We start from the raw sequence: 21,802 nt of genomic DNA on the forward strand, positions 1-21,802 counted from the left end.
GTCAGCGGACCGAGCGGTTGCGCTCCACCCTGGCCGCGGTCGGCCTGGCCCTCGCGGGCCGGGCCGGAGCCCGCATGCCCGCGTTCTCGGGGTGTCCGTCAGCCGCAGCACGGTGCTCCGGCTGGTCGATGCGTTGCCCGAACCCGAGGCCCCCGCGCCGCGGGTGGTCGGCGTCGACGAGTACGCCACCCGCAAGGGCCGCCACTACGGCACCGTCCTCGTCGACATCGAGACCCGCCGTCCCGTCGACCTGCTGCCGGACCGGGAGGCGTCCAGTCTCGCGGCCTGGCTCGCCGAACGGCCGGGCATTGAAGTCGTCTGCCGCGACCGTGCGCCGTTCTTCGCCGAAGGCGCCTCCGCCGGCGCCCCGCAGGCCGTCCAGGTCGCGGACCGGTGGCACCTCTGGCACAACCTGAGCGAGGCCGCCGAACGGACCGTCGCCCAGCACCGCCGCTGCCTGCGGGCCCTTATCCCAGCCACCCTCGAACCCGAGCCTGAGCCCGCCCCGCAAGAAGAAGAACCGCCCGGTTCACCATGGCCGACCGGACACCGGTTCGCCGACCGGACCAGGTCCCGGCACGCCGCCGTTCACGCACTCCTGGAGGCAGGACACAGCCGGCGCTCGGTCCAGCGGCAGCTCGGCATGGCCTGGCACACCGTCAAACGGTGCGCCGACGCCGCGAAGCCGGAGGACCTGTTCACCGGCCAGTGGCAGAACCGGGCCTCGGTCCTCGATGACTACAAGCCCTATCTGGACGACCGCTGGAACGAGGGCTTCACCAACGCATGGAAGCTGTGGGAGGAGATCGTGCCGCTCGGCTACAAGGGCAGCTACCAGCGCGTCCGCGCCTACCTGCACAAGAAGCGCACCTCACCGCGACCGTTGACCGCCCGGCCGCCGTCGCCCCGAACGGTCTCCGGATGGATCCTCAGACGCCCGGAAACCCTCACCGAGCCCGAACAACTCCAGCTCAAGACCGTCCGCACCCAGTGCCCCGAACTCGACGCACTCACCCGACACGTCCGGTCCTTCGCGGTCATGCTCACCGACCGCCAAGGCGAGCGTCTCCCGAACTGGCTCGACGCCGTCCGACAGGACGACCTGCCCAGCCTCCACACCCTCGCCGCCGGCATCTACCGCGACCTCGACGCCGTCACCGCCGGACTCACTCTGTCCTGGAGTTCAGGTGCGGTCGAAGGTCATGTCAACCGGATCAAGATGCTCAAGCGCCAGATGTTCGGGCGGGCAGGCTTCCAACTTCTCCGCAAGCGCGTCCTACTGGCGTGACGGAGGCGGCCGCGTCACGGGCGTTGAGCCAGAGTCTTCGCAGTGAACAAAGCCAATGGGGTCAGGTGTCGGCGCATTCGTCTATGACGGCGCAGGCGAGGCGGATGCCGCCGACGTAGGCGGAGATGCCGTCATCGCCGTGCATGTGGGGCGCGTCCTGGAACCACTGCCGCCACAGGCCACCCTCTTGGAGGAAGTGGCTGGCCCGGTCGCCGTGCAGGACGGAGTCGGTGTAGGCCAGGGCGCCCATGGCTGTCGGCTGGTCGTAGGCGAGGTCGGGCCGACGCAGGTAGCGATCCAGGTAAGCGGCAAGCAAGTCGGCGTCCCGTGCGGTGCCGAAACTCGCCAGTGCCACACAGTAGGCCCCACCCGCGCAGCAGACCTCACTCTCCAGCAGCAGCGCTCCCAGACGCTCGCGGAAGTGGTCACGGCGCGAGGCGGCGGCGAGCCATGCCGCGGTCCGCCGCTCGCGCCAGCTGCCTTCGAAGAGGATGGTGAGCTCGGCGTCGGTAACAGCCTTCGCATCAGCGGCCAGGTGCTGAACGAACGGCTCGTACTCCTCGCGCGACATGCGAAGTACCGCTCCGCCGAGCTTCAGGTAGCGGCGCGCGGGGAGGCAATAGCGGCGGTACAGGGCCTGTATCTCGGTGTCGTAGCGGATCACCACCCCATCCTCTCGCGACGAGCACGCAGCTGAGGGCGTGGGGCGGAATACGCCTGCAGTGGCCCCGGGACGGGTGAGCAGGCTTTCGACAGCACGCAGCGCTATTACTCCACAAAAGTTGAGCCAGAACCCAATCCGGTGAACAACTGCTGTCCGATCGATCTCATGCACAGAGCCACTCCAGGGTTCCACCGACAGCGGCCCAGAAATCCCCTGCACCCAGCTCCTTGTCGCCCTCGGTGCCCCTGAAGCCTCCGCGCCGGCCGTATGCCTCGGGATCGGGCTCCTCCAGACGCGAACGGCAGGTCCGCCCGGGGGGTCACCCCAGTTCGCCCGACCTCGCCGCTACCCGGCTGGTTCCGTGCGCTACTCTGCGCCCACCACTCGAACATCCGATCTTCGGACAATAGAAAACGGGGGGCGCGCCATGCGTGGCATGCGGTTCCGTACGGCTCTGGCGGTCACGGCCGCCACGGCGACTTTGGGCACAGTCTCCGCCTGCGACGGCAAGTCCGCTTCCACGACGGGCCAACACGCGTCCGCCGCGCCGTCACCGGTCGCCGTCTCACCGGTGGACTACCTGCTCAAGGTGGAGAACGCCACATCCAAGATCCACTCGACCGAGATGGACCAGACCGTCACCACGGGCACCGTGCGCCAGATGCACATTGTCGGGGACAGCGACTGGGCCGGCGGTTTCAAGGCCAACGTGACCGTGTCCGTGAAGTCCTCCGTTCCAACGCCGGTTCCCTCTCTGCAGGTCAAGATCCGCAGCGATGCGATGTACATGAAGGTGCCCGCTCAGAAGGTGGCCAGTACGGGCGGCAAGCACTGGCTCAAGGAGCCGCTCGCCCTTCTCGCCGCGCAAGGTGACGGAGGCAAGGCCGAAACCGACCAGATGAAGCGGTCGAACCCTGCTATGGACGTACGGATGTTGATGGCCAGCGGGGATCTGCGCAAGGTGGGCCGGGAGACGGTACGCGGGGTGACGACCACCCATTACACGGGCACGTTGGACACCGCCAAGCTGATCGCCAGCAAGGAGGGCCTGACGCCTGACGACGTGAAGTTCCTCAAGAAGCAACTCGCGGCGGAAGGGGTTGCCGAGGACCACATCGACCTCTGGGTCAACAGTGAGAACCTGCCGGTGGAGATGCAGGAGCAGACGCAGACGAGCACCGCCAAGATCACATCGACTACCTACCTCTCCCACTACGGTGTCGCGGTCGACCTGTCCGTCCCCGCCGCATCCGACACCTTCACCCTCCACTCGGTGGTCGGCGCAGGCCAGACCGGCACGGCCTGATCCGGGAGCGTTCGGCGCGCCCCGGCCTACCTTGACGCAGGGGATCGGACCCCGACAGTGCCACAGGCGTCACCCTCACCTCGGCATCGGTGAGGGTGGTGCCTGTGGCCCTGTCGGGCCGCGCGGCTGGCTTTGTACGCGAGTCACGGTCTCCTGGGCCGCCAGGGCGACCGTGTAGGCGATCACTGCGGGCCACAGCTTGCTCGACGAGGTAGCCCCGGCCGCCCTCGTCCGGGTAGCGACTGGCCAGGCCCAGGGCGAAGCGACGATCGTGACGGCAGGGCAGGCGGGGGCTACCGTCTTCTGCGGCCGGGTGGCTGACGGCTACTGGTCGGGGTGGACGGCTTGGACGCCGGTGCCCGCGTACGCCTTCGGCGTCAGGGTGAGCAGGAACCGTCCGCTGGGGTGGGCGGCGGAGGGCCGGGCGGCGTGGATGGCGTGGACGGCGGCCCAGGGGTGCCCGAAGCGCAGCAGCTCGGTGGCGGTGACCGCGGCGTCGGTATCGAAGGCCTCGATGCGGATGAACCGCAGGCCCTTGATGTAGCCGAGCAGGCCGGGCCGCTCGGCGTCGCCGGCCGTCAGGGACAGCACCGGCGCGTACAGATCACCGAGTCCGCCGGAGGCCTGGACGTAGAACGCGGCCACCGCCTCGTTGAACGGGTCCTTCGGGTCGTACAGCGCCGCGGCGGTGGTGTGGTCCAGGACGACCGCGATCGCCGCCACTACGCCGCCGCCCGCGGACCGTGCGAGGCGGCGCCCAGGCGCTCGAGCAGAGCCCGGGCCTTGGCTTCGGCCTCCGGGCTCGGCGCGCTGCCGAGGGCGGAGGCGAGCTCGGCGCGGGCGAGCTCGGCGCGCTCGGCGTACTCGGCCTGGGTCGGAGTGCCTTGCGCGAGGTCCTCGACCAGGTTGCGAATGGTGGTGCCGTGCTCGGCCGCCAGCTGGGCGAGCCGGTCCCGCGCGGCCGTGCTCACCTTGATGCTCGTCTCGTCTGCTGCCATGTTCCTCACTCTACTCGCGTCCTCTACCGTTGGTAGAGGAAAACGGCAGCATGCTCCCGGTTAGCCTCCGCGCCCGTACGGAAGATCGCCCCCGCCGGGCCGATTGGCGTACGCCCTGCGACCGGGAGAGGACACGTCTCCTGCACGCGGTTGGTACGCAAGGTGTGCGCTTGAGCTGCGGGACACAAGGTGCCTCGTGGCCCGGCGATAGGTCCTGCCGGGGCGGGGACGATTTTCCTGGCCGTACGGTCCCGTCCAGGGACGCCCCTGTTGTCAGTGACGCCTGTCATGGTTCTGATCATGTTCGACGGACTTGATGACATCGACTGGGCGTCGATGGAGCGCGCGTACGGCTCGGCCGAGGAGGTGCCGGCGCTGCTGTGGGCGCTGCGCTCCCCGGACGCCGTGGAACGCCGCAAGGCCCTGGACCGTTTCTACGGTGCGGTTCACCACCAGGGCAGCGTGTACCCGCCCACGGCGGCCAGCCTGCCCTTCCTGTTCGAGTTGGCCGCCGACGGCGCCACGCCCGAGCGGGCCGCCGTGGTCGCGCTGCTGGTCAGCATCGGCCGGGAGTCCCTCGAGCGGGGCTTTGAGGACGATGGCACCGAGATCGAGTACTACCCACCGATGGGCTACGCGCAAGCCGTCGCCTTCCTGCGCGAGCGGGGTGCGCAGTTCGCCGAACTCTCCCGCGACCCCGACCCGGACGTGCGCCTGGCCGCGATCGGCGGGCTCGGGCTCTTCCTCGACGACGCCCGCCAGGCCGCCGCCATGCTGCGCGAGCGGCTGGCCGCCGAGCAAGGCATCGCGGCTCGGCTGCAGATCGTCGAGGCGGCGGCCACTCTGGCACTGCGCATGCCGGCGGCCTCGCAACAGGTGATGGACTGGCTCGCCGAGCTCGCCACCGACCCGGCCCAGAACCCGGCGACTCGGCTCGCGGCCCTTGTCCAGCGGGCCCGCTGCGCCCCGGACGAGATCGGCGAGGACACCGGGGCGGCCGCCGTCGGCCTGCTGCGCGAGACCGCCCGCGCCCTACCCGTACAACCGATCGCACCGGCCCCGAGCCGCCCGACGGCACCCACGGACAACGTTGCGCCACAGATCGTCGCCGCCTTCGAGGATCTCGACCGCCGCACGCGCGTATACGCACCGACCACGGCGCTGCTGCGTACGTTCCACGAAGCCCTGGGGGCCCGGGTGCCCGAGCGCACCGCGGTGCTGGCAGAGCAGCTGAGCAGCCCCGACTTCGGCTCGCGCCTGGACGCGGTCCGTATGAGCGGGGAGCTGATGCGCACCTGGCGCGGGGATCACACCCGGCTCCTGATGCTGGTTGCCGACCAGCTCACCACGGCCGATCAGGAGGTTGCCGCCGAAGCTGCGGCCGTCCTGGCCTCCTGCCACCCGATCGCTGCCCCGGCCCGGGAGGCCCTCGCCGCACACATCGATGCCCAACGCGCGGTGCACGGCCCTTACGTATGGGCGGCCCCCGACGTGCTGCTGCGCAGAAGCCACCAGGAGGCCGTGCGGGCCTTGGCGCGCCTGGCCGACGCACGCGCGCTGCCGAGTCTGCTGGCCGCGCTGGACAACGTCGTCGACGCCTGGCGTGCGATCCAGGTCGCAGGGCATCTGCTGCAGGCGGCGGACCAGTTGGTGCCCCGGCTCTGCGACCACCTGCGCCGGATCGACCTCTCCCAGCAGCAGACCGAGATGAGCGCCACCGCGATCCTCTCCGCCCTGGCCACCCTGGGCGACCCGGCCGCGCTTCCTGTGGTGGTGGACACGCTCGGTGCTGCGGTGCGCCTTGAGCAGGACCGCGTCACGCGATCAGCTCTTGATGCGCTGGGGGCGTTCGGCCCGGCGGCGGCCAGCGCACGGGAGACGATACGGCTGCTGACCACCGCCACCGACGCGCACGTACGGCCTGCCGCCGTCGCCGCGCTGTGGGCCGTCGACGGTGACCTGGCCGAGGTCATGCCGCTCCTGCTCGGCCTCCTCGACGACCGCATCACCTTCCGGATCAGCGACGCGGCTGATCTGCTCGGCGAGATCGGCCCGCCCGCCTCCGCCGCCCTGCCGCGCCTACGCAGCCTCCTGACACACGATTACGAATGGGTCCGGGTGCACTGCGCGGCCGCGCTCTGGGAAATCGGCGGCCAGGCCGAGGCGCCGGCCGTCCTGAACGCCCTGCTGCAGGCCATGGCCAAAAACCCCGCGACGGCCAACCACGTCGTGGCATGCCTGGACCGCATGGGCCCCCTCGCGGCACCGGCCCTGCCCCTGCTCCGCGAGCAACTGGCCCTGCCCCGACGCGGCGGCAGGTTCCAGAGCATCGACCACGACGAGGAACTCCAGCGCATCGGCCATACCCTCATCACCCGGCTCGATCCTCCAGCGCCGGGAGCCGCCGCACCGAGAACAGCCTGAGGCTGCGCCACCCCTCCGCCACCACCGCCATCTCGCCCCCAGCGTGCCGTTCCGTCAGGGCAGACATCTGCGCGCCGTCGCTAGGCGCACGTCCATGACGAGAGCCGTGAACGGTCGTTTTCACTGAAGGACCTGACCTCTGCATGCTGGACTCGATCCGGCCGGCCCGATCGTTACGGCGTAGAGAACAGACCGGGCCCCGGAGGCGACTCGGCGCGGACACCGTTGGTGACCCGCAGGAACTCCAGCTTTTCCGCATCGGCGGAACCCGCGGCCACCGTGTAGACGACGAGTCGGATGTCGCAGCCTGGGACGGTGAGCACGTCGCAGTCGCAGATCACCTCACCCACCTGGGGGTGTACCACGGTCTTGCGGGCCGAGACGTGCGGGCCGACCGTGCCCTCGTCCCACAGACGGGCGAACTCCGCGCTGACCGAACGCAGTTCCTCGACGAGGTCGGTCAGGCCGCGGTCGCGGGGGTAGTCGATGAGAGCTGTGCGCAGGTCGGCGACGAGGGCAATTTTCAGGGCGTCGTCGTCCTGGAGCACGGGCCACGACGCGAGCCGGCTGGGCCCTGCGGCGAAGACCGCCCGTGCCAGGTTGCGCTCGTCGTGTGTCCGTGCGCTGGGATGGCCCATCAGCACTGACCATGCGGGGGTCCAGGACAGCAAGGTCCAGTCGGCGCTGAACACGCCCACGGGGAACTCCCCGAGACGGGCCAGCATCCGTTGGACTCCGGCCGGAACATGTGTGGAGACCGTTCCCTCCTGGGGAGGCAGGAGGCCGGCCAGCCGGTAGGCGTGATCGCGCTCCATGGGCTGCAGTTGCAGTGCCCTGGTCAGGCTCGCGACGACCTGCGCCGATGGGCTTTTGGCGCGGCCCTGTTCCAGGCGGACCACGTAGTCGACCGACAGCCCGGCGAGTTCTGCCAGTTCCTCGCGTCGCAGCCCCACCGCGCGTCGTCCGGGCCGTGAGGTCAGTCCGACGTCGGCCGGAGAAAGGCGGTCGCGCCAGCGGTGCAGTGCCGTTCCCAGGGTCTCGTCCACTCGGCCATTGTGTCTGCCGGGCCGTCGTCGTGCCTGGTACTGGCTGTCCTACCGTCACGGAGAGCACTGGCTGGCCTCTCGTCACGGGCCGAGAGTGGACGCATGACGACCACATTCATCACCGGAGCCAACAAGTCCCTCGGGTATGAGACCGCCCGCCGCTTGATCGAGGCCGGTCACACCGTCCTCATCGGTGCGCGTGATCCGGAGCGCGGCCGGGCGGCCGCCGACGCACTCGGTGCCCGTTTCGTCCAGATCGATGTGACGGATGACGCGTCGGTGGCTGCCGCCGCCGCCGACATCGAGTCTTGCGAGGGCGGCATCGACGTCCTGATCAACAACGCAGGCGTCTTCGGGACGCACAGCCCCGCCGACCAGATCACGGCCGCTGACGCCAGTGAGGTGTTCGAGGTCAATGTCGTCGGGATCGTCCGGGTCACGCACGCGTTCCTGCCGCTGCTGCGCAAGTCCGCGAGCCCGGTCATCGTCAATGTGTCCAGCGGTATGGGATCGTTCGCGGCCACCCACGACGCACAGCGCGTCGAGTCGAGGAACCTCGCGCCGCTCTACACGGCGTCGAAAGCTGCCGTGACCATGCTGACCACGCAGTACGCGAAGTCCTGGCCGGACGTGAAGGTGAACGCGGCCGACCCGGGCTACACCGCGACCGACTTCAACGGGCACAGCGGCCCGCAGACCGTGACCGAGGGCACCGACGCGATCGTCGAACTCGCCACCATCGGGCCCAACGGACCGACGGGAACCTTCCGCGACCGTCACGGTGAGATGGCCTGGTGATCCACCCCTGAATTGGGGCGTGCCCGGCACGGACGAGGGATCCAGAGTGGCGAACTCATGCCGAGATCCTTCATCTCGCCGGGCATGCCCCCAGGGTCGTCTTGGTTTGTTGGGCTGGATGATGGCGTGTGCGGCAGACTCAACGGCCTTGGAGACCGGGACTCAGCTGCGCAGCCCGATGAGCAGAGCTGCGGTGGTTACAGTCCCGAGGTAGACGTAGCCGTGCTTGTCACCGCGCACGTGGCCGGGGTCAAGGCACTCCCGCCGGACTACCAGATCGTTTACAAGGAGATGCAGAAGTACCTGTTCAAGGTCGGACTGGTCAGCCTGCCCGACGGGCTCCCCTGGGATCGTCGACTTCTTCGAGGAGGGCGTCGCCGCGGGCGAGGGAGTTTTGGAACTCATCGGCACCGATGCCGCCGCGTTCTGCGACGACCTGATCAAGGACTCTCCCACCTACGCAGATGCCTACCAGGAATCCATGAGCGGGGAACCCGGCGCGGCCAGGAAGTGACAGTCGCCGGACCGGTTCGCGACACTGCCGGTTCCACCACGGCGGGGTTCATGGCGTCGTCTGCGTCGGCTGCACGCGCACAATCGCATGTGCACGCCGGTCGGCGAGCTGCCGGTGCAGGTGGCTGTTCTCCACCGTGGCCTGGTGCAGCGCACCCACCAGTGCCTCGACATCAGCTTTGAGCTGGGTGATCTCCTTTGCGTCGGCTGCCCTGAGCTCCTTGAGCCGCCGGACCTGCTGGCGCAGACGCCGCTCGCTGTCCGGCGTCCCTCCCCGGGCCCGAACCTGCTCGTAGAACTCCGCCTTCAGGTCGGTGTGCCGCTGGGTGAGCGCGTTGCGGGGGACTTGGGCCTCGAGCGCGAGAGCGACGATGGTCAGGGCGCCGTTGGAGTGCTCAGGGTGGCCGGCCAGGATGCGGTCCATCGCTGCGCGGATGCGGTTGCGTTCGGCGGGTGAGGCGGTCGGCAAGGGGGGTCGGGAACCGCCTCGGGTCGGCGGTGAAGCGGCGGAGTGTCTCGTACGTGGGCACGGTGTTCTCCCGGGCAGCACGACGAAGCCCCCGGCGAGTGCCGGGGGCCGATGGGTACTCGTCCGTATAGGGCGGTGTGTGGTGCTTGTTGGTCTCGGTCGGGTGGTTGTCCGGGTGTTGCCGGAGAGCGATGACACTGGCTTGCCGGCTGGAGCCGCTTCCCGCCTGGCGGGCACCTGAGAAAGAAGGTTCGGGCGCTGCTCCCGCCTGGCGGGACGTAAGCTTGATCGGCCTTTCACCGCAGGTCAGGGCCGTGTGGCGTGGTCTCCATGATGGATATCCAGCTGATCACCGCCGGGCAGATGTACCGCTACTACCTGCGCCAGGTCATCGTCGGCGACGGCCGCCGACCGGCCCGCACGCCACTCGCTCAGGCCCAACAGGAGGCCGGGGTCCCGGCCGGGCGATGGATGGGTAGGGGCCTTGCCGTCCTCGGTCTGCAGGCGGGCGACGTCGTCACCGAAGCGCAGCTGCGGAACCTCTTGGGCGAGGGCCGGCACCCGTACGCCGACCGGATCGAGGCCGACAAGCTCGCCGCGGGGAAGAAGCCTGCGGCCGCGCGCCGGGCCGGGGCACTCGGTCGGCGTGTGAAGGTCACCGGGTTCGATCTGGTCTTCCGCCCACAGCCCACCCTCACCCTGCTGTGGGCGCTGGGGGATGAGGAGACCCGCACGGCGATCGAGGCCGCGCACGAGCGGGCGATTGCCGCCGTGCTCGCCTGGATCGAGGACGAGGCCGCGATCCTTCGCTTCGGCGCGAAGGGGATCTATCAGAACCGCCCGGTGCATGGTCTGGTCGCCGCGCGGTTCCGCCACTATGAGGCGCGCTCCGGGATGCCGCTCCTGCATGACCATCTCCTTCTGTCCGTCAAAGCCCAGCGCCCGCACAAGGACAGGAACGGGCAGGGCATCTGGGGCTCGGTGCACTCCGAGGTCCTGTACGAGAACGCGGTGGCCGCCTCCGCGCTCTACAACGAAGTCGTGATGGCTGAGGCGTGCGAGGCGTTGGTGCTGGCTTCCGAGCCGCGCACCGTCACCGCCGGCCGCCGACCGGTCATGGACGTCGCCGGTGTGCCGTACGAGCTGATCCGCTGGACGTCCCGGCGCAGCGACCAGATCGCCGCCTGCCGGGCAGAGCTGGAGCACGAGTACGTCACCGCCGTCGACGACGACGGCACCCCGCGGTTCCTGCCCGTGGTCTCCGAGCGGGCCCGCGCCAAGCTGAACCGGATCGCCGCGAAGATGACGCGCCCGCCGAAGCAGAAGGCCCGGACCCTTGCCAAGCTGCGCGAGGAGTGGAAGGAGAGCGCGATCCTCACTTCTGGTGTCGCCGCCGACGTCATCAACTCCCTTCTCGAGCACGCCCGTGCCGCAGCGGCGGCGATCCGGGCCCGGGTCGCCGCCGTGGTCGACATAGCGCTGGCGGCCGTCGACGTCGCCGCGACGGTGTTCGTGATGAACAGCGGCGGCCGGTTCCACCGCCGGCACCTGCTCGCCGAGGCCCGCCGTCACCTCGCTTTCGTCCTGCGTGGCCGCCGCCGTGAGCCGGGCCTGGACGAGCAAATCGTGGACGCCGCGCTCGCCACGTACTGCGTGGACATCAGCGAGCCGAAGACGCTGCGCGGTCTGCTACCGGCCTACCGCCTCTACACCGCCCGCTGGTCGCTGGCCGACCTCGAACCCGCCCGGCGTCCGCTGACCACCGCCCCGGACCGGCAGCCCCCGGCCAGCCCGGGCACACCGGCCGCGTCCCGGCCTTCGGACCTGGAGCCGGGGGAGTGGGAGATACCCCGCGTCCCGTTGCAGTACGAGCGGGCCGTCCTCGCCGGCGCGGTGGTCCGCGAGAAGCTGCGCACCGCCGTCACCGCCGCGCGGGGCCGGGCGTATGACGTCGTCGCGCACCAGCAGGCGGCGATGCCCGAGCAGCTGCTCGCGCCCCCGGCCGCCGACTCCGAGCGCGACGACCAGGAGCCGGAGCCCGGGCGCCGGGAGGTGATCGACCTGACGGCGCTGCGGGCCTTGAGGAGGTCCCGCACGGACGTGGAAGCCCTCGATCTGACGGCCGAGCGGCTGCGCCACCTCCAGGACGCGTTCACCAAGGTGGCCAACGACTCCCGCGCCCGTGCGGACCGCTACGTCGAACAGGACGATGCCTACCCAGTGCACCCGGTACGCCAGGACGACCAGCAGGCGCACCGCCCGCAGGAGCCCGGACCGCACCGCGGCCGGGGAGGCCGGCCACTGAGCGCACCCGACGCCGCGGGGTGCGCACCGACGATGCCCGGCGAGCGAAGCCTGCAGGCAGGTAAACGGAGTCGGGTGTGATGGCGACCGTCGCGGGGTCGGTGTCGAGGCATCGGCGTCAGACGTCGAGGCCCGTGGCGGTCTTGTGCTGCTCGCGCCGCTCCTGCCGGATAGCGAATGAGGCCGGCGGCCCGTTGTCAGACCTGATCTCTACTCTCTGTCACTGGTTCGCTACAAAGGGTGGCGAACGGGTTGGAGGGAGTATTCTCGTGTCGGTTCCGGTTCAGCGCACCATCGGCGCTGATCTGCAGAAACTTGTCGATCAGATCCCCGCATGGGCTCAGGCGAGAGGGCTGACACCCCTGGCTGCCCTACCGGAGGGAGAGGGCCGACGCGTGCTGCTGACGGGTGATGAGGTCAGCGCGGCAGACTTCATCGACCTCGCCCACACGTGCGGCGCGCGGGTGCTGTACTTCGACAGCGATGTGTTCGCCGCAGAGGAGTTCGCCGTCTTGGACGGCGACGGGCTCGAGCCAGAGGCCGGTGTCGAGGACCAGCTGAGCGCCGAGGCTCACGATGAGCTGAAGCGGCTGCGCCGCGCCGCGCGGACACGCGCCGGTGAGATCACGGCCGTGGGGATGTGCTTCATGACCGAGGGCCTGCCTCACTACTGGACTGAGGAAGCCGCCTGGCACACCGACCTGCAGGGCGCCTGGACGGAGTTCACCCAGCTGCGATGTTCCGGTTTGGTGTCGGTGGGTGGGTGTCAGTGACGGGACGTCAGAACTGGGTGTTTTCGCTGGTGGGGTGCTGAGGATGGGCGGGGTCGCTGCCGTGGGGCGGTGTGTGGTGCCGTCGCGGCTGTCATGGGGCGGTACACCCCGCTCCGCTCCGCTGTCTTGGGAACGGCACTTCTGATCCTTCCGAGGACTGCACGGCGGCACGGTGGTCGGTGACGGTTTCCGTGGGCGGAAGGGTGTGCGGTGGGGGAGCCGGGCGCGTGGGGTGAGGTCACGGCGGGGCTGAGGGTGTCCAGGCCGGTGCTGGTTGCGCGGCTGCTGGAGCTTGATGCGGCCGGGGCGTTGACGACGGCGCATGTGCGTGCGGGCGCCCAGGTCGGCGGAGTGAATGTGCGCACGGTGTGGCGCTGGCTGGAGGCGGCGCGGGCCGAGGGCCGCATGGAGCGCAGGCCGCGGGCCCGGCTGGAGGTCTCTGACCAGGCGTGGGAGGTGCTGGCGCAGGCGGGCGGGAACGTGGCGGCGCTGCACCGGCATATGAAGGAGGCCGGGGGCCAGGTGCCCTCGCTGGCGTCGTTGTACCGGGTGGTGCGCCAGGATTTGGAGGCCGGCAGGGTGTTGCCGGACCGCGCGGTGGTGCGGCGGGAGCGGGATGAGCAGCAAACGCGGCAGGCCCTGGCTGACCTCGCCCTGGCCGGGCCGCATGGGGGCGGCGCGGTGAAGACGTCTGCGCCACCGCGTCTCGGGCCAGAGGCGACCAGCGGCTTGCCGGTGGGGAGAGCGGCGCGCTGGCGGGTGTGGCGTTGCCGGCGGGCGCGCAGTTGGTGCGGACGTCGTCGGTGCGGGCGGTGGCCGAGGCGGTCGGGCAGGCGATGGCGACCCAGGGCGCGGTGTGTGTGTTCGGTGACCCGGGCCGGGGCAAGACCGTCGCTGTGCGGATGGCGCTTGGCGAAGTGCCCCCGGGCTGGAAGGTGACGTGGGTACCGGTACCGGTGCGCCCGTCGGTGGCCGGCATGAGGCGGGCGGTGTTCGACGCTCTGGCGCTGCCGGGCCGCTTCCCGCACACGTCGGCGCTGGCCGACGCCGCGGTCGCGGAAGCTTTGGGTGAGGCGCGGGTGCTGGTGGTCGATGAGGCGCAGCGCCTGCCCGCGCCGTGCCTGGAGTACCTGCAGAGCCTGTGGGACCACCCCGGCACGCGGATCACGCTGGTGTTGTGCGGGGCGGGCAGCGAGCGGGCGCTGTCCCGGCTGCCGCAGCTGGCGTCGCGAGTGGTCGCGTGGCAGGAGGTTCCGCGCCTGGACGCAGCGGAAGTGGCGCCCGTGGTGACTGGCTTCCATCCGCTGTGGCGCACCGTCCCGTCCCCGGATCTGACGTGGATCGACCAGTCGTGCGCGCACGGCACGTTCCGCACGTGGGCCGCTTTGACTGCGCACCTGCAGAACGCGCTGCTCACCACTGCTGACGCATCCGTCGACCGGGGTTTGTTGAGGCGACTGTTTAAGCGGGTCGCGCCGCCGCTGTGACCGGAGCGCTTCTGCACGGGCGGGAGGGCGATCGTACGGTCCCGGCACCTGGCAACAGACGACGTCCTACCCGCGTGAGGGGAGCTGACATGGAGGACGATGACGCGGTCCGCGCAGGCGGCGGACTGCCTGTGGCGTCGAGGACGGCACTGCGTGGTCCGGCTGTGCGGCGGCTGCTCGCACTACGGGCAGGGAAGAAGCTGACAGCAGGACACGTACGAGTGGCTGCAGACGCGCTGGGGGTGTCGGAGCGCACGGTGTGGCGCTGGCTGGCCGCCGCTCAGAGCGATGAGACCGCAGCCGCCTACCCCGGCGCACGCTCCCGAGTCGATGCGAGGTTCACGATCACGCCCGAAGTCCGGAGCCTGTTGGCGCTGTGGAAGGGGAACGTGCGGGCGGTCCACCGCGAGCTGGTCGTGCGTGCTGCCCGTCAGTCCCCGCCCGTGGAGGCACCGTCGCTGACGACGCTGCACCGGGCGATCCGCCGTGATCTGACGCCGGGGGAGCGGGCCGGGCTTGCAGGTGGGGAGCGGGCGGCGCGCAAGCATGATGTGTTCCTGGCCCGGCTGCGGGGCTGGCGGAACCAGGTGTGGGAGACCGACCACGTCCAGGCGGCGGTGCTGGTCGACGTCGACGGCCATGCCCGCAGGCCGTGGATCACCTGGTTCACCGACTGCGCCACCAACGCGATCACCGGCGTTGCCGTCACGCCCGGGCATCCGTCGCGGGAGTCGGTACTCGCTGCGCTGCGCTCCGCCGTGCTGCGCGAGGACCCCTACGGCCCGTTCGGCGGCGTGCCCGAGAAGGTACGGGTGGACCGTGGCAAGGACTTCCTGTCCCGGACGGTGACCGCAGCGTTCGATCTCCTGGACGTGACGGTGGAGGACCTGCCCGCCTACACCCCCCACCTCAAGGGCACCGTGGAGGGCCTGAACCGTGCGGTGGAGAGCATGTTCCTGGCCGCGCTGCCCGGCTACGCCCGCCAGCCGTGCCCCGGCAAACGCTCCTTCCGTCCGAAGGACGAAGTGCTGCTGGGCTTCGAGGACTTCACCACCCAGCTTCTGGCCTGGACGCTCTGGTGGAACACCGAGCACCGCCCGGCGCCGTTGCGGGGCAAGACTCCGCTTCAGGCGTGGCAGGACGATCCCACCCCGCTGCGGGACGTGCCGGCCGCGGATCTGTGGACGTTCACCCTGGAGGACGCCGGTACTCGCATGCTGACCACCCGCGGCATCCGTTTCAGGAGACGCGACTACGTGGGGCCGTGGATGACCGGCCAGGCCGGTATCCAGGTCCGGATCCGCTTCATGCCCCACCACGACCACCGCATCGAGGTCTACCACGCCGCCACTGGCCGCTACCTCGGTCCCGCGGACCTGGCCGATCAGGCCACCGAGGAACAGGTCAGTGCCGTACGGAAAACGCGGGCCGCCCGTGCGCGCCGCCTGAAGAAGGACCTGGAGGCCTCGCAGCGCGAGCGCTATGCCGCCGCTACCCAGGCCGAGCCCCTCGGCGGCTCGGCGCGCTGACCACCGCGCAGGTCGAGGCCGAACTCGCCCAGCCTGCTGAATCCGACCTCGCGCAGCTCGCGATGCCGGACGTCATCCCGCACGCCGCACCCCCGGCCGACTGGCGCACCCCGCCCTCTCTGGCCGCGCCGCCCGCCCCGCCCCGCTCCCGCCAGGCCGTGACTCCGCCCCTGCAGTCCCCGACGGCCCGGCCGGACGGGCCGTACCCTCCACCACCGCTGAAGACGGAGACGCCTCGTGACCGCGGCCACCTACCAGTACGTCGACCTGCCCGACGCCTCCGTGGTCACCACCCGCGCCCTGCTCACTGCCCGGGAGAACATCACCGACACGGTCGCTGCCCGCGCGATGATGTGCATCCATGGCGGCGCCGGCTTCGGCAAGACCCTCGCCGTCAATACCTGCTTGCGCGGACTCGAACCCGGTGAGGACGTCCGAAAGATCACCTTCCGTGCCCGTCCCACGGCCCGCGCGGTGCGCTACGAACTGTTCACCGCGCTCGACCTGGCCGGGGAGCCACCGCGTCACCCCAGCGAGTTCGACCGTCTGCTGAAGACGGCCCTGGCCGAACGCTCCCGTACCTTCCTCGTCGACGAGGCCCAGTGGCCAGGCGGGGAGGCGTTCGAATACTTCCGCTACCTCTGGGACGAACCCTCAACCCAGCTCGCCATCATTTTCGTCGGTGGCGCGGGCTGCCACACCGTGCTGCGCCGCGAACCGATGCTCTCCTCCCGCATCTTCATCTGGCAGCAGTTCACGCGCCTCACACCCGACGAGGTCCTGGAGGTGATCCCGCTGTTCCACCCGGTCTGGGCTGACGCCGACCCCGAGGACATCGCCTTCGCCGATCAGCACGCCGCGCACGGCAACTTCCGCGCCCGGGCCCAGCTGACCGCCCACACCCGTACCGCACTGGCCCGTACGGGACGTGCCCGCGTCGACCAGGAGCTGCTGCGCTGGGCCTTCAGCCGCCTCGCCTGACCACACCGTCCATGCCTCCTGCTCCGCCGCTGCCGTCCGTCACCGTGGTTCTCGACCGTCATGACGACGTGCTGCACACGCACACCGCTCTGGCCGCCCACCATCCGCCGTCCGGCCGGATCACCCTGCACCCCGGCCCGGGCACCACCAGCGAAACCGGCCTCGCCCACGACCTTCTCGTCGCCCTGGGTAAACCGCCCCTGCTCCCGGGCCGCTTTCCCGGCGGTCGTCAGCCCGCCTGGGAAGCCGCCACTGCCTGGCTGACCGCCCTGCCCGTCACCAGGCTGACCGTCCTGCGCGCTCACCGCCTCACTGCCCGCCGCACGATGCGCCTCCTGCAGCTACATGCCTTCGCTGGTATCCACCTGACCCTGGTCTGCCACCGCCCTCACCTTCCCGCCGCTCTGCATCAGGCCCTGCGGACGGTCGACTACTCCGTCACCGCCGACTTCGCGGCCGCCCGCCGCCACTACTACGGCACGCCTATCGCCGAACCCCCGCCCCCAGACGAGCCCGCCGCGCCGCCAGCCGGTGGCTCACCCTGCCGGCACTGGAACGCCTCGTCTCCTACGACAGCCCCCGCCCCTGCGCCGACCCGTGCACGCCACCGCCGATCGCCTGGCGGCACCGCCCACCACCCGTGCCTCTCACCGCGCCCACCGCCCAGCGAGTCGCCCACCGGCTTCACACAGCGACCGCACATCCCAGCCTGGCCGCGACCCTCACCGCTGCTCTGTTCACCGGCGCCTCTCTGCAACAACTTGCCACCGCCCGCCCCCGCGACTACGACGACGCCGCAGCCACGCCCGCCCTGCACGACCGCGCCCGTTACACCGACGGCTGCGCCGCCTACCCCGTACCGCCGTGGGCGGGCATCTTCCCGCGGGCCGCGGCCTGCTTCGCCCGGCTCCTATCCGGCGAGGACGAGGAACTGCTCGCCACGCCAGGAGACCGCGCACACCTGCTGCGCGTGGCCGAGACGGCCAGGCTGCGCCCGCCTCAGCCGCCCGCGGCCCGCCGCAAAGGCCCGGCCGGCCGTATGGAATGGGACTGGCGCGAGCGGCAGGAAGCCGAGAGGTACGAAGCGATGCCAGCCAGGCGCGTCAGGCCCTCGCGACGCTGAACACCCTGACGCGGTTACGCGACGGGGCAGGCTCAGCCGATCGAGAAGTCAGCGAACTCGACGTCGCTGAAAGAGACATGCAGACCGTGGGCCCGGCGGCCCCGATCGCGAAAGTAGGCGTGTCCCAGCGCCCGGGCCAGGATCACCGTCTGCTGCTGCTCGCCTGCGCCGGCGTCCCGGGCGGCGAACAGCTCCCGGGCGACCTCTCCTGACAGGTCCTGGGTGATCCACCGCACCCGCGGATCGTCCGACGACCCTGCTGGCGCGGCGAACCCGAATCGCGCCCTGGTGTGGAAGACGAACCCGTTAGCTTCGGCTTGTGCACGCCGACGGGCCCGTACACGGGGCTGCCACCGCGCCAGGACCGCTTCCTCGATCGCCCGGACATGCAGCGAACCCGGCGGACGTCGCGCTCCGGGCCTCTTCGTCACCCACCGCTGCACGGTGCGCTGCGACACCCCCAGCACGACGGCCACCTTCCGGGTGGAACCCTTGTGCGTCGCCAGCAGAAACCGCAGACGGGCCTCGGTGCTCGAGGGAACGGGCCGGGTGCGCAACGCCTGCTCCAGCCCCTGCTCGATCTGCCCCATGTCCGCCTCCCCCCAGCGGCCAGCCGACAGGGCCAGCCCCTGCAGCCCGTGGCGTCAGTTCTCCCACACCGTCCGCCCCTGACTACCGGTTCCGGCGTAGCCGATGACAGCACCAGCTGTCATCGGCTACGCACGCCCCACCGCCGTCAATTACGCCCAGCGCATCCCGATCGCGGACAACTGCTCCACGCGTTCCGGTGACAGCGTGGCGGCCCTACTGCGCTGGTTCCCGATCCATGCACCAAGCCGGAGCTGCCGTTCCTTCTGGTCCTCGCCCCTACCGCCGTCTCCATCGCCACCGCTGAGGACGATCGTCTCGACGTGCTTCCTCGGCACCCGAAGGTGTCCCTCGCGCTCGTAGAACTGCTTGGCGGCCGCGTAGTTCATCGCCCATTTGTCGGCCTGCGTACGGCGCGGCTGTGGTTTCTCGTCCTCGGTGGCGGGCTCGATGCCGAGGATGTGCTCACACATCCACTGCTGCACGGCTGTGAGCTCGTCCCAGCCCAGCCGGACCGAGCGCACCCACCGGCCCAGATCCTCGCCCTGGTGCACGATCCCACCCGGCGACATGGGCAGCTCGCCGCCGGCCTCCAGGTGCAGCCGGACCAGATGGAAGGCGCGCTGCCACTCCACCGGCCAGGCCGGGCACCACGACGGGTCGATCTCCTCCAACTGCTCGCGCCGCTCCTCCGACAGCGCGCCGGCTACCGACTCCACCGGCAGTCCCTCGGCACGCCGCTGCTCGATCTCGGCAGCCTTCCGGGCCGCGGCCCTGGCGTTCTTCAGCCAGATGCCTACCCGGTAGCCCTGGTAGGTGGCGTCCAGCGGTGCCAGGAGATGCCCGTTTTCCGCAGCCCACCCGCGCGCGGCGGCCAGGCCCTCTTCCCATGCGACGTCGAAGTGCGACCACACCATGCCCAGCTTCTCCAACTGCTGGACGCGGTCCTCGTCCATATCGCCGCGGGCATAGAACCTTCTTGCGTCGGCGATCCATTGCCCGAGGGGGAACCCGGCGAGCGCGGCCGGCCACCCCTCGACCTTGGCCTCCTGGTCGTCGCCGCCGGGCACGCGGTACGTGAACGGGACCTTCAGGCCGCCGTGGAGCCGGTTGTAGATGACGGCGGCCTCGATGCCGCGCCGCCAGTGCTCATGCTCAGGGTTGAGGACCCGCAGTTTGATGAACGCCGCCAGCTGCGCGGGGTCACGCGGCGTGGAGAACTTCAGCAGATGCCGGGCCGGAGCCGACGGCCCAGACCCTTCCTCTCCCCCTCGCCTCGGCCCTCCTGACCCCCGCTGCGGCTTTGAACGCCCCTGACACGGCTCTGAGCCTGCTGCTGCGCCAGAGCCTCACCACTCGGGCGTCATGCGCCCTGAGCGCTTCCAGCAGCTTCGCCAACCCCCGAACGCCCGCGAGGTCAGCATGTTGTCCACCGTCTCGCCGGGCCCGAGCAGGACCGGCACCACGAGGGATGCGACCTTGCCCTCGCCGGGCTGCATCCGCAGCGCCCGGCCCACGGCCTGGACGAGGTCAGGCATGGAACCGCGCACGTCGGCCCAGTAGACGGAGTCACAGTTCTTGGTGTCGACGCCCTCGCCCAGCACCTTCACCGACCCCAGGAACCCCTTCTCCACGACCGTGCCATCCGTGGCGATCCCGGCCGCGAACTCCGCAAGAACCCGCCGCCGGTGGTTCGGCTTGTGATCGCCGCACAACCAGTTGGCCCAGATCGTCTTCGGGTACAGCTCAGGGTCGGCGGCATGCAGCTGCGCGGCCACATCGGGAAGGCGGCTGCGAACGCCTCGGCCTCCTTGACGACGTGGTGGAAGACCAGCGTCCTGCGGAACCCTTCCTCGGCCGACGCCTTCACCAGCGCCGTCTGCAGCGCCGCGAGCCGCGCCCCACGCACCTCATCCGAGCGGCCCGCAGCCCCCAGCAACTGGGCGGCCTGGAGCTGGGTGTCGGTGATGTCCACGCACACCACCTGATAGGGCGCGCAGATTCCCCGGTCGATCGCCTCCGACAGCGTCAGGGTGAAACACCTGGCGCCGAACGGCCCCTCCGGGTCGTCCTCCATGCTCGCCACCAGCTCGCCCGGCGCGCCCTGCTCGGAGTCCCCGTCCAACTGCCACAGCCGGGGCGTGGCCGTCATGTACAGGCGGCGCAGGGACGGGATGCGGGTGTTGTCGTGGACGACCGCCCACGGCTTCCCGATCCGGCCCGAACACCGGTGCGCCTCATCGACCACGATCAGGTCCCAGCCCGGCAGGCCGGCCTTGTGGGCCCGCTCCAGCGTGCCCAGCCCCAGCGAGGCGTACGTGGCGAACACCGTGACCTTGTCGAACGGCCTCACCCAGTCGACCAGCTCGCCCACGTCCGTGGTGTTGGGGAAGGACACCTCCTCACCCCGCAGCGAGGACACCCCGACCATCGGGCCCGTGCGGCCTCCCTCGCGCCACGCGGCCTCGGTCTGGGCAAGCAGATCCAGGGAGGGAACGAGCACCAGCACGCGCCCCGCACGGAGCTCCTCAGCGCTGTGGGTGGCCACGAGTGTCTTGCCCGTTCCGGTTGCCATGATCACCTGAGTGCGGAGCCCCCGCTCAGGCACAGTGGATCTTGCAGGGAATTCGAGCGCCCGGAGCACTGCGCCCACGGCTTCTCGCTGATGAGGACGAAGTACCTTCATAGCCATTCGCTCTACTCTCTCCTGCGAGCCGGACGACAGCTCTCACACACCAAGGCGCGAGCAACTAGCCTGTCGCCAACGGATATTCGCCCAAATTGCCCACCGAGACACCGGATCCACACCTCCGATGCGGGACAAGATGACCCCCGTGCAGCGGGTCACAGATTCCCAGAACCTCTGGAGCCGTCTGATTCCAGAGTCTATCGCAGACTAAAAAATGAAGCAGATGTCCTGGAGAATCGACACGGAAGCCGCGGGTACTCCGCATTCATCACTGTCCAATCACAGCCCAGCCTGCCGGGGAGAGCCATGGCGCAGAAGACTGATGACAACAAAGGCAACCGGTTCTGCAAGGCCTGCGGCACGCCGGCCGAAGATGGGAAACTCTGCAAGCACTGCGGCGCCGTCCTGGACCTCCCTGACAGTGCGGGGCTGACCGAAGACCAAGGTGCAGCAGTACGCCGCGACTTCGAAGGCCCACTCAGCAGCAAAAACAAGGGTGAGCAGTACGGCAGAAGCGAAAAACCCCGACTGCTGAACAGCGCGCCCTGGGGTACACGGCTCCGCATGGCACCGAAGATTGAACGTATCCAGTTCCTGCGGGCCGTGCGGCAGCTGCATCGCGTCCGCTCCTTCTACGCCGTGGGTGTCCTGCTGTGGGCGGGCTCTGCGGCCTGGACCGGCTGGCAGGCGCCCGGGAGCCGGCAGATGTGGGTGTCCGTCCTCCTCTTGGCCGTCTTTACCGGTCTCCTCGCCATCGCCAGCCTGTCCCTGCGGCGTCTCGCGGTCCCCCCGACAGGTCGGCCCGCGCATCACGCCGCCTCG

At 70.2% G+C, this 21,802-nt stretch carries 19 protein-coding genes and 2 pseudogenes; 12 read left to right on the forward strand and 9 right to left on the reverse strand.

Translation table 11 applies throughout. From position 1 onward, the window contains the following. Nucleotides 1–163 precede the first annotated feature (163 nt). Nucleotides 164–1,288, forward strand: coding sequence for a transposase (locus tag N8I84_RS42475; RefSeq protein ID WP_449334055.1), 1,125 nt, complete (start codon nucleotides 164–166; stop codon nucleotides 1,286–1,288). Nucleotides 1,289–1,349: 61 nt separating this feature from the next. On the opposite strand, the gene N8I84_RS42480 is transcribed toward N8I84_RS42475, so the two are convergent. Next, entirely contained in the window at nucleotides 1,350–1,952 is a 603-nt protein-coding gene (locus N8I84_RS42480; RefSeq protein ID WP_263235433.1) for a DUF6000 family protein, read from the reverse strand. Nucleotides 1,953–2,523: 571 nt separating this feature from the next. Here N8I84_RS42480 and N8I84_RS42485 point away from each other — a divergent pair. Beyond that, entirely contained in the window at nucleotides 2,524–3,258 is a 735-nt protein-coding gene (locus tag N8I84_RS42485; RefSeq protein ID WP_263235436.1) for a hypothetical protein, read from the forward strand. A gap of 324 nt (nucleotides 3,259–3,582) precedes the next feature. Here the strand turns inward: N8I84_RS42485 and N8I84_RS42490 are convergent, their stop codons facing one another. Both N8I84_RS42490 and N8I84_RS42495 read right to left on the reverse strand, forming a co-directional pair. Further along, entirely contained in the window at nucleotides 3,583–3,981 is a 399-nt protein-coding gene (locus tag N8I84_RS42490) for a PIN domain-containing protein (RefSeq protein ID WP_263235438.1), read from the reverse strand. Then, nucleotides 3,981–4,256, reverse strand: a complete 276-nt coding sequence (locus N8I84_RS42495; RefSeq protein WP_055495995.1) for a hypothetical protein — start codon at nucleotides 4,254–4,256, stop codon at nucleotides 3,981–3,983. The genes N8I84_RS42490 and N8I84_RS42495 overlap by 1 nt, the downstream gene beginning before the upstream one ends. Nucleotides 4,257–4,556: 300 nt before the next feature. Here N8I84_RS42495 and N8I84_RS42500 point away from each other — a divergent pair, with 300 nt between their 5' ends. After that, entirely contained in the window at nucleotides 4,557–6,680 is a 2,124-nt protein-coding gene (locus N8I84_RS42500; protein WP_263235444.1) for a HEAT repeat domain-containing protein, read from the forward strand. 173 nt (nucleotides 6,681–6,853) lie between these two features. Here N8I84_RS42500 and N8I84_RS42505 read toward each other — a convergent pair whose 3' ends face one another. After that, complete coding sequence (locus tag N8I84_RS42505) at nucleotides 6,854–7,726, reverse strand: helix-turn-helix transcriptional regulator (RefSeq protein ID WP_263235446.1); 873 nt, start codon at nucleotides 7,724–7,726, stop codon at nucleotides 6,854–6,856. 102 nt (nucleotides 7,727–7,828) lie between these two features. Between N8I84_RS42505 and N8I84_RS42510 the strand changes: the two genes are divergently transcribed. Together N8I84_RS42510 and N8I84_RS42515 are read left to right on the forward strand one after the other, a co-directional pair. After that, entirely contained in the window at nucleotides 7,829–8,524 is a 696-nt protein-coding gene (locus tag N8I84_RS42510) for an SDR family NAD(P)-dependent oxidoreductase (RefSeq protein ID WP_263235448.1), read from the forward strand. Nucleotides 8,525–8,746: 222 nt separating this feature from the next. Then, nucleotides 8,747–9,038 (forward strand): annotated as a pseudogene (locus tag N8I84_RS42515) (DUF1048 domain-containing protein). A 48-nt stretch (nucleotides 9,039–9,086) separates the two neighbouring features. Here N8I84_RS42515 and N8I84_RS42520 read toward each other — a convergent pair. After that, nucleotides 9,087–9,461: a hypothetical protein gene (locus tag N8I84_RS42520; RefSeq protein ID WP_263235450.1), complete on the reverse strand. Its 375-nt coding sequence runs from the start codon at nucleotides 9,459–9,461 to the stop codon at nucleotides 9,087–9,089. A 375-nt stretch (nucleotides 9,462–9,836) separates the two neighbouring features. On the opposite strand from N8I84_RS42520, the gene mobF reads away from it, so the two are divergent. From mobF to N8I84_RS42550, 6 genes and pseudogenes are all read left to right on the forward strand, one after another. Beyond that, nucleotides 9,837–11,891 (forward strand): MobF family relaxase, encoded by a 2,055-nt coding sequence (gene mobF, locus N8I84_RS42525; RefSeq protein WP_263235453.1) that lies wholly within the window; start codon nucleotides 9,837–9,839, stop codon nucleotides 11,889–11,891. 188 nt (nucleotides 11,892–12,079) lie between these two features. Further along, complete coding sequence (locus N8I84_RS42530; protein ID WP_263235455.1) at nucleotides 12,080–12,583, forward strand: hypothetical protein; 504 nt, start codon at nucleotides 12,080–12,082, stop codon at nucleotides 12,581–12,583. A gap of 761 nt (nucleotides 12,584–13,344) precedes the next feature. Then, complete coding sequence (locus tag N8I84_RS42535; RefSeq protein ID WP_263235458.1) at nucleotides 13,345–14,070, forward strand: ATP-binding protein; 726 nt, start codon at nucleotides 13,345–13,347, stop codon at nucleotides 14,068–14,070. A 164-nt stretch (nucleotides 14,071–14,234) separates the two neighbouring features. Further along, nucleotides 14,235–15,739, forward strand: a pseudogene (locus N8I84_RS42540) (Mu transposase C-terminal domain-containing protein); the annotation flags it as partial. Between the two features lie 97 nt (nucleotides 15,740–15,836). After that, nucleotides 15,837–16,580 (forward strand): ATP-binding protein, encoded by a 744-nt coding sequence (locus tag N8I84_RS42545; protein ID WP_263234602.1) that lies wholly within the window; start codon nucleotides 15,837–15,839, stop codon nucleotides 16,578–16,580. Nucleotides 16,581–17,220: 640 nt separating this feature from the next. After that, nucleotides 17,221–17,703, forward strand: coding sequence for a hypothetical protein (locus N8I84_RS42550; RefSeq protein WP_263235085.1), 483 nt, complete (start codon nucleotides 17,221–17,223; stop codon nucleotides 17,701–17,703). 32 nt (nucleotides 17,704–17,735) lie between these two features. Here the strand turns inward: N8I84_RS42550 and tpg are convergent, their stop codons facing one another. From tpg to N8I84_RS42570, 4 genes are all read right to left on the reverse strand, one after another. Beyond that, the gene (gene tpg, locus N8I84_RS42555) at nucleotides 17,736–18,293 is read right to left on the reverse strand and encodes a telomere-protecting terminal protein Tpg (protein ID WP_263234604.1); all 558 of its coding nucleotides are present in this window, start codon (nucleotides 18,291–18,293) and stop codon (nucleotides 17,736–17,738) included. Nucleotides 18,294–18,443: 150 nt separating this feature from the next. Further along, nucleotides 18,444–19,520: a helicase associated domain-containing protein gene (locus tag N8I84_RS42560; RefSeq protein WP_313884369.1), complete on the reverse strand. Its 1,077-nt coding sequence runs from the start codon at nucleotides 19,518–19,520 to the stop codon at nucleotides 18,444–18,446. 120 nt (nucleotides 19,521–19,640) lie between these two features. Then, on the reverse strand, nucleotides 19,641–20,006 hold the full coding sequence (locus N8I84_RS42565) for a helicase-related protein (RefSeq protein WP_263235462.1): 366 nt from the start codon (nucleotides 20,004–20,006) through the stop codon (nucleotides 19,641–19,643). Beyond that, complete coding sequence (locus tag N8I84_RS42570) at nucleotides 19,898–20,983, reverse strand: DEAD/DEAH box helicase family protein (RefSeq protein ID WP_313884367.1); 1,086 nt, start codon at nucleotides 20,981–20,983, stop codon at nucleotides 19,898–19,900. Before N8I84_RS42570 ends, N8I84_RS42565 begins: the two co-directional genes overlap by 109 nt. Before the next feature lie 561 nt (nucleotides 20,984–21,544). On the opposite strand from N8I84_RS42570, the gene N8I84_RS42575 reads away from it, so the two are divergent. Continuing rightward, nucleotides 21,545–21,802 (forward strand): hypothetical protein (locus N8I84_RS42575; protein WP_263235499.1); only part of this gene is annotated, 258 nt, incomplete at its 3' end.

The sequence above is a fragment of the Streptomyces cynarae genome (assembly GCF_025642135.1).
Classification (GTDB): domain Bacteria; phylum Actinomycetota; class Actinomycetes; order Streptomycetales; family Streptomycetaceae; genus Streptomyces; species Streptomyces cynarae.

Coding starts and splice junctions, on each gene's coding strand:
- tpg (WP_263234604.1), bottom strand. CDS start 18,293: ATGGGGCAGATCGAGCAGGGGCTGGAGCAGGCGTTGCGCACCCGGCCC.
- N8I84_RS42510 (WP_263235448.1), top strand. CDS start 7,829: ATGACGACCACATTCATCACCGGAGCCAACAAGTCCCTCGGGTATGAG.
- N8I84_RS42500 (WP_263235444.1), top strand. CDS start 4,557: ATGTTCGACGGACTTGATGACATCGACTGGGCGTCGATGGAGCGCGCG.
- N8I84_RS42570 (WP_313884367.1), bottom strand. CDS start 20,983: ATGGCTATGAAGGTACTTCGTCCTCATCAGCGAGAAGCCGTGGGCGCA.
- mobF (WP_263235453.1), top strand. CDS start 9,837: ATGATGGATATCCAGCTGATCACCGCCGGGCAGATGTACCGCTACTAC.
- N8I84_RS42520 (WP_263235450.1), bottom strand. CDS start 9,461: ATGGACCGCATCCTGGCCGGCCACCCTGAGCACTCCAACGGCGCCCTG.
- N8I84_RS42495 (WP_055495995.1), bottom strand. CDS start 4,256: ATGGCAGCAGACGAGACGAGCATCAAGGTGAGCACGGCCGCGCGGGAC.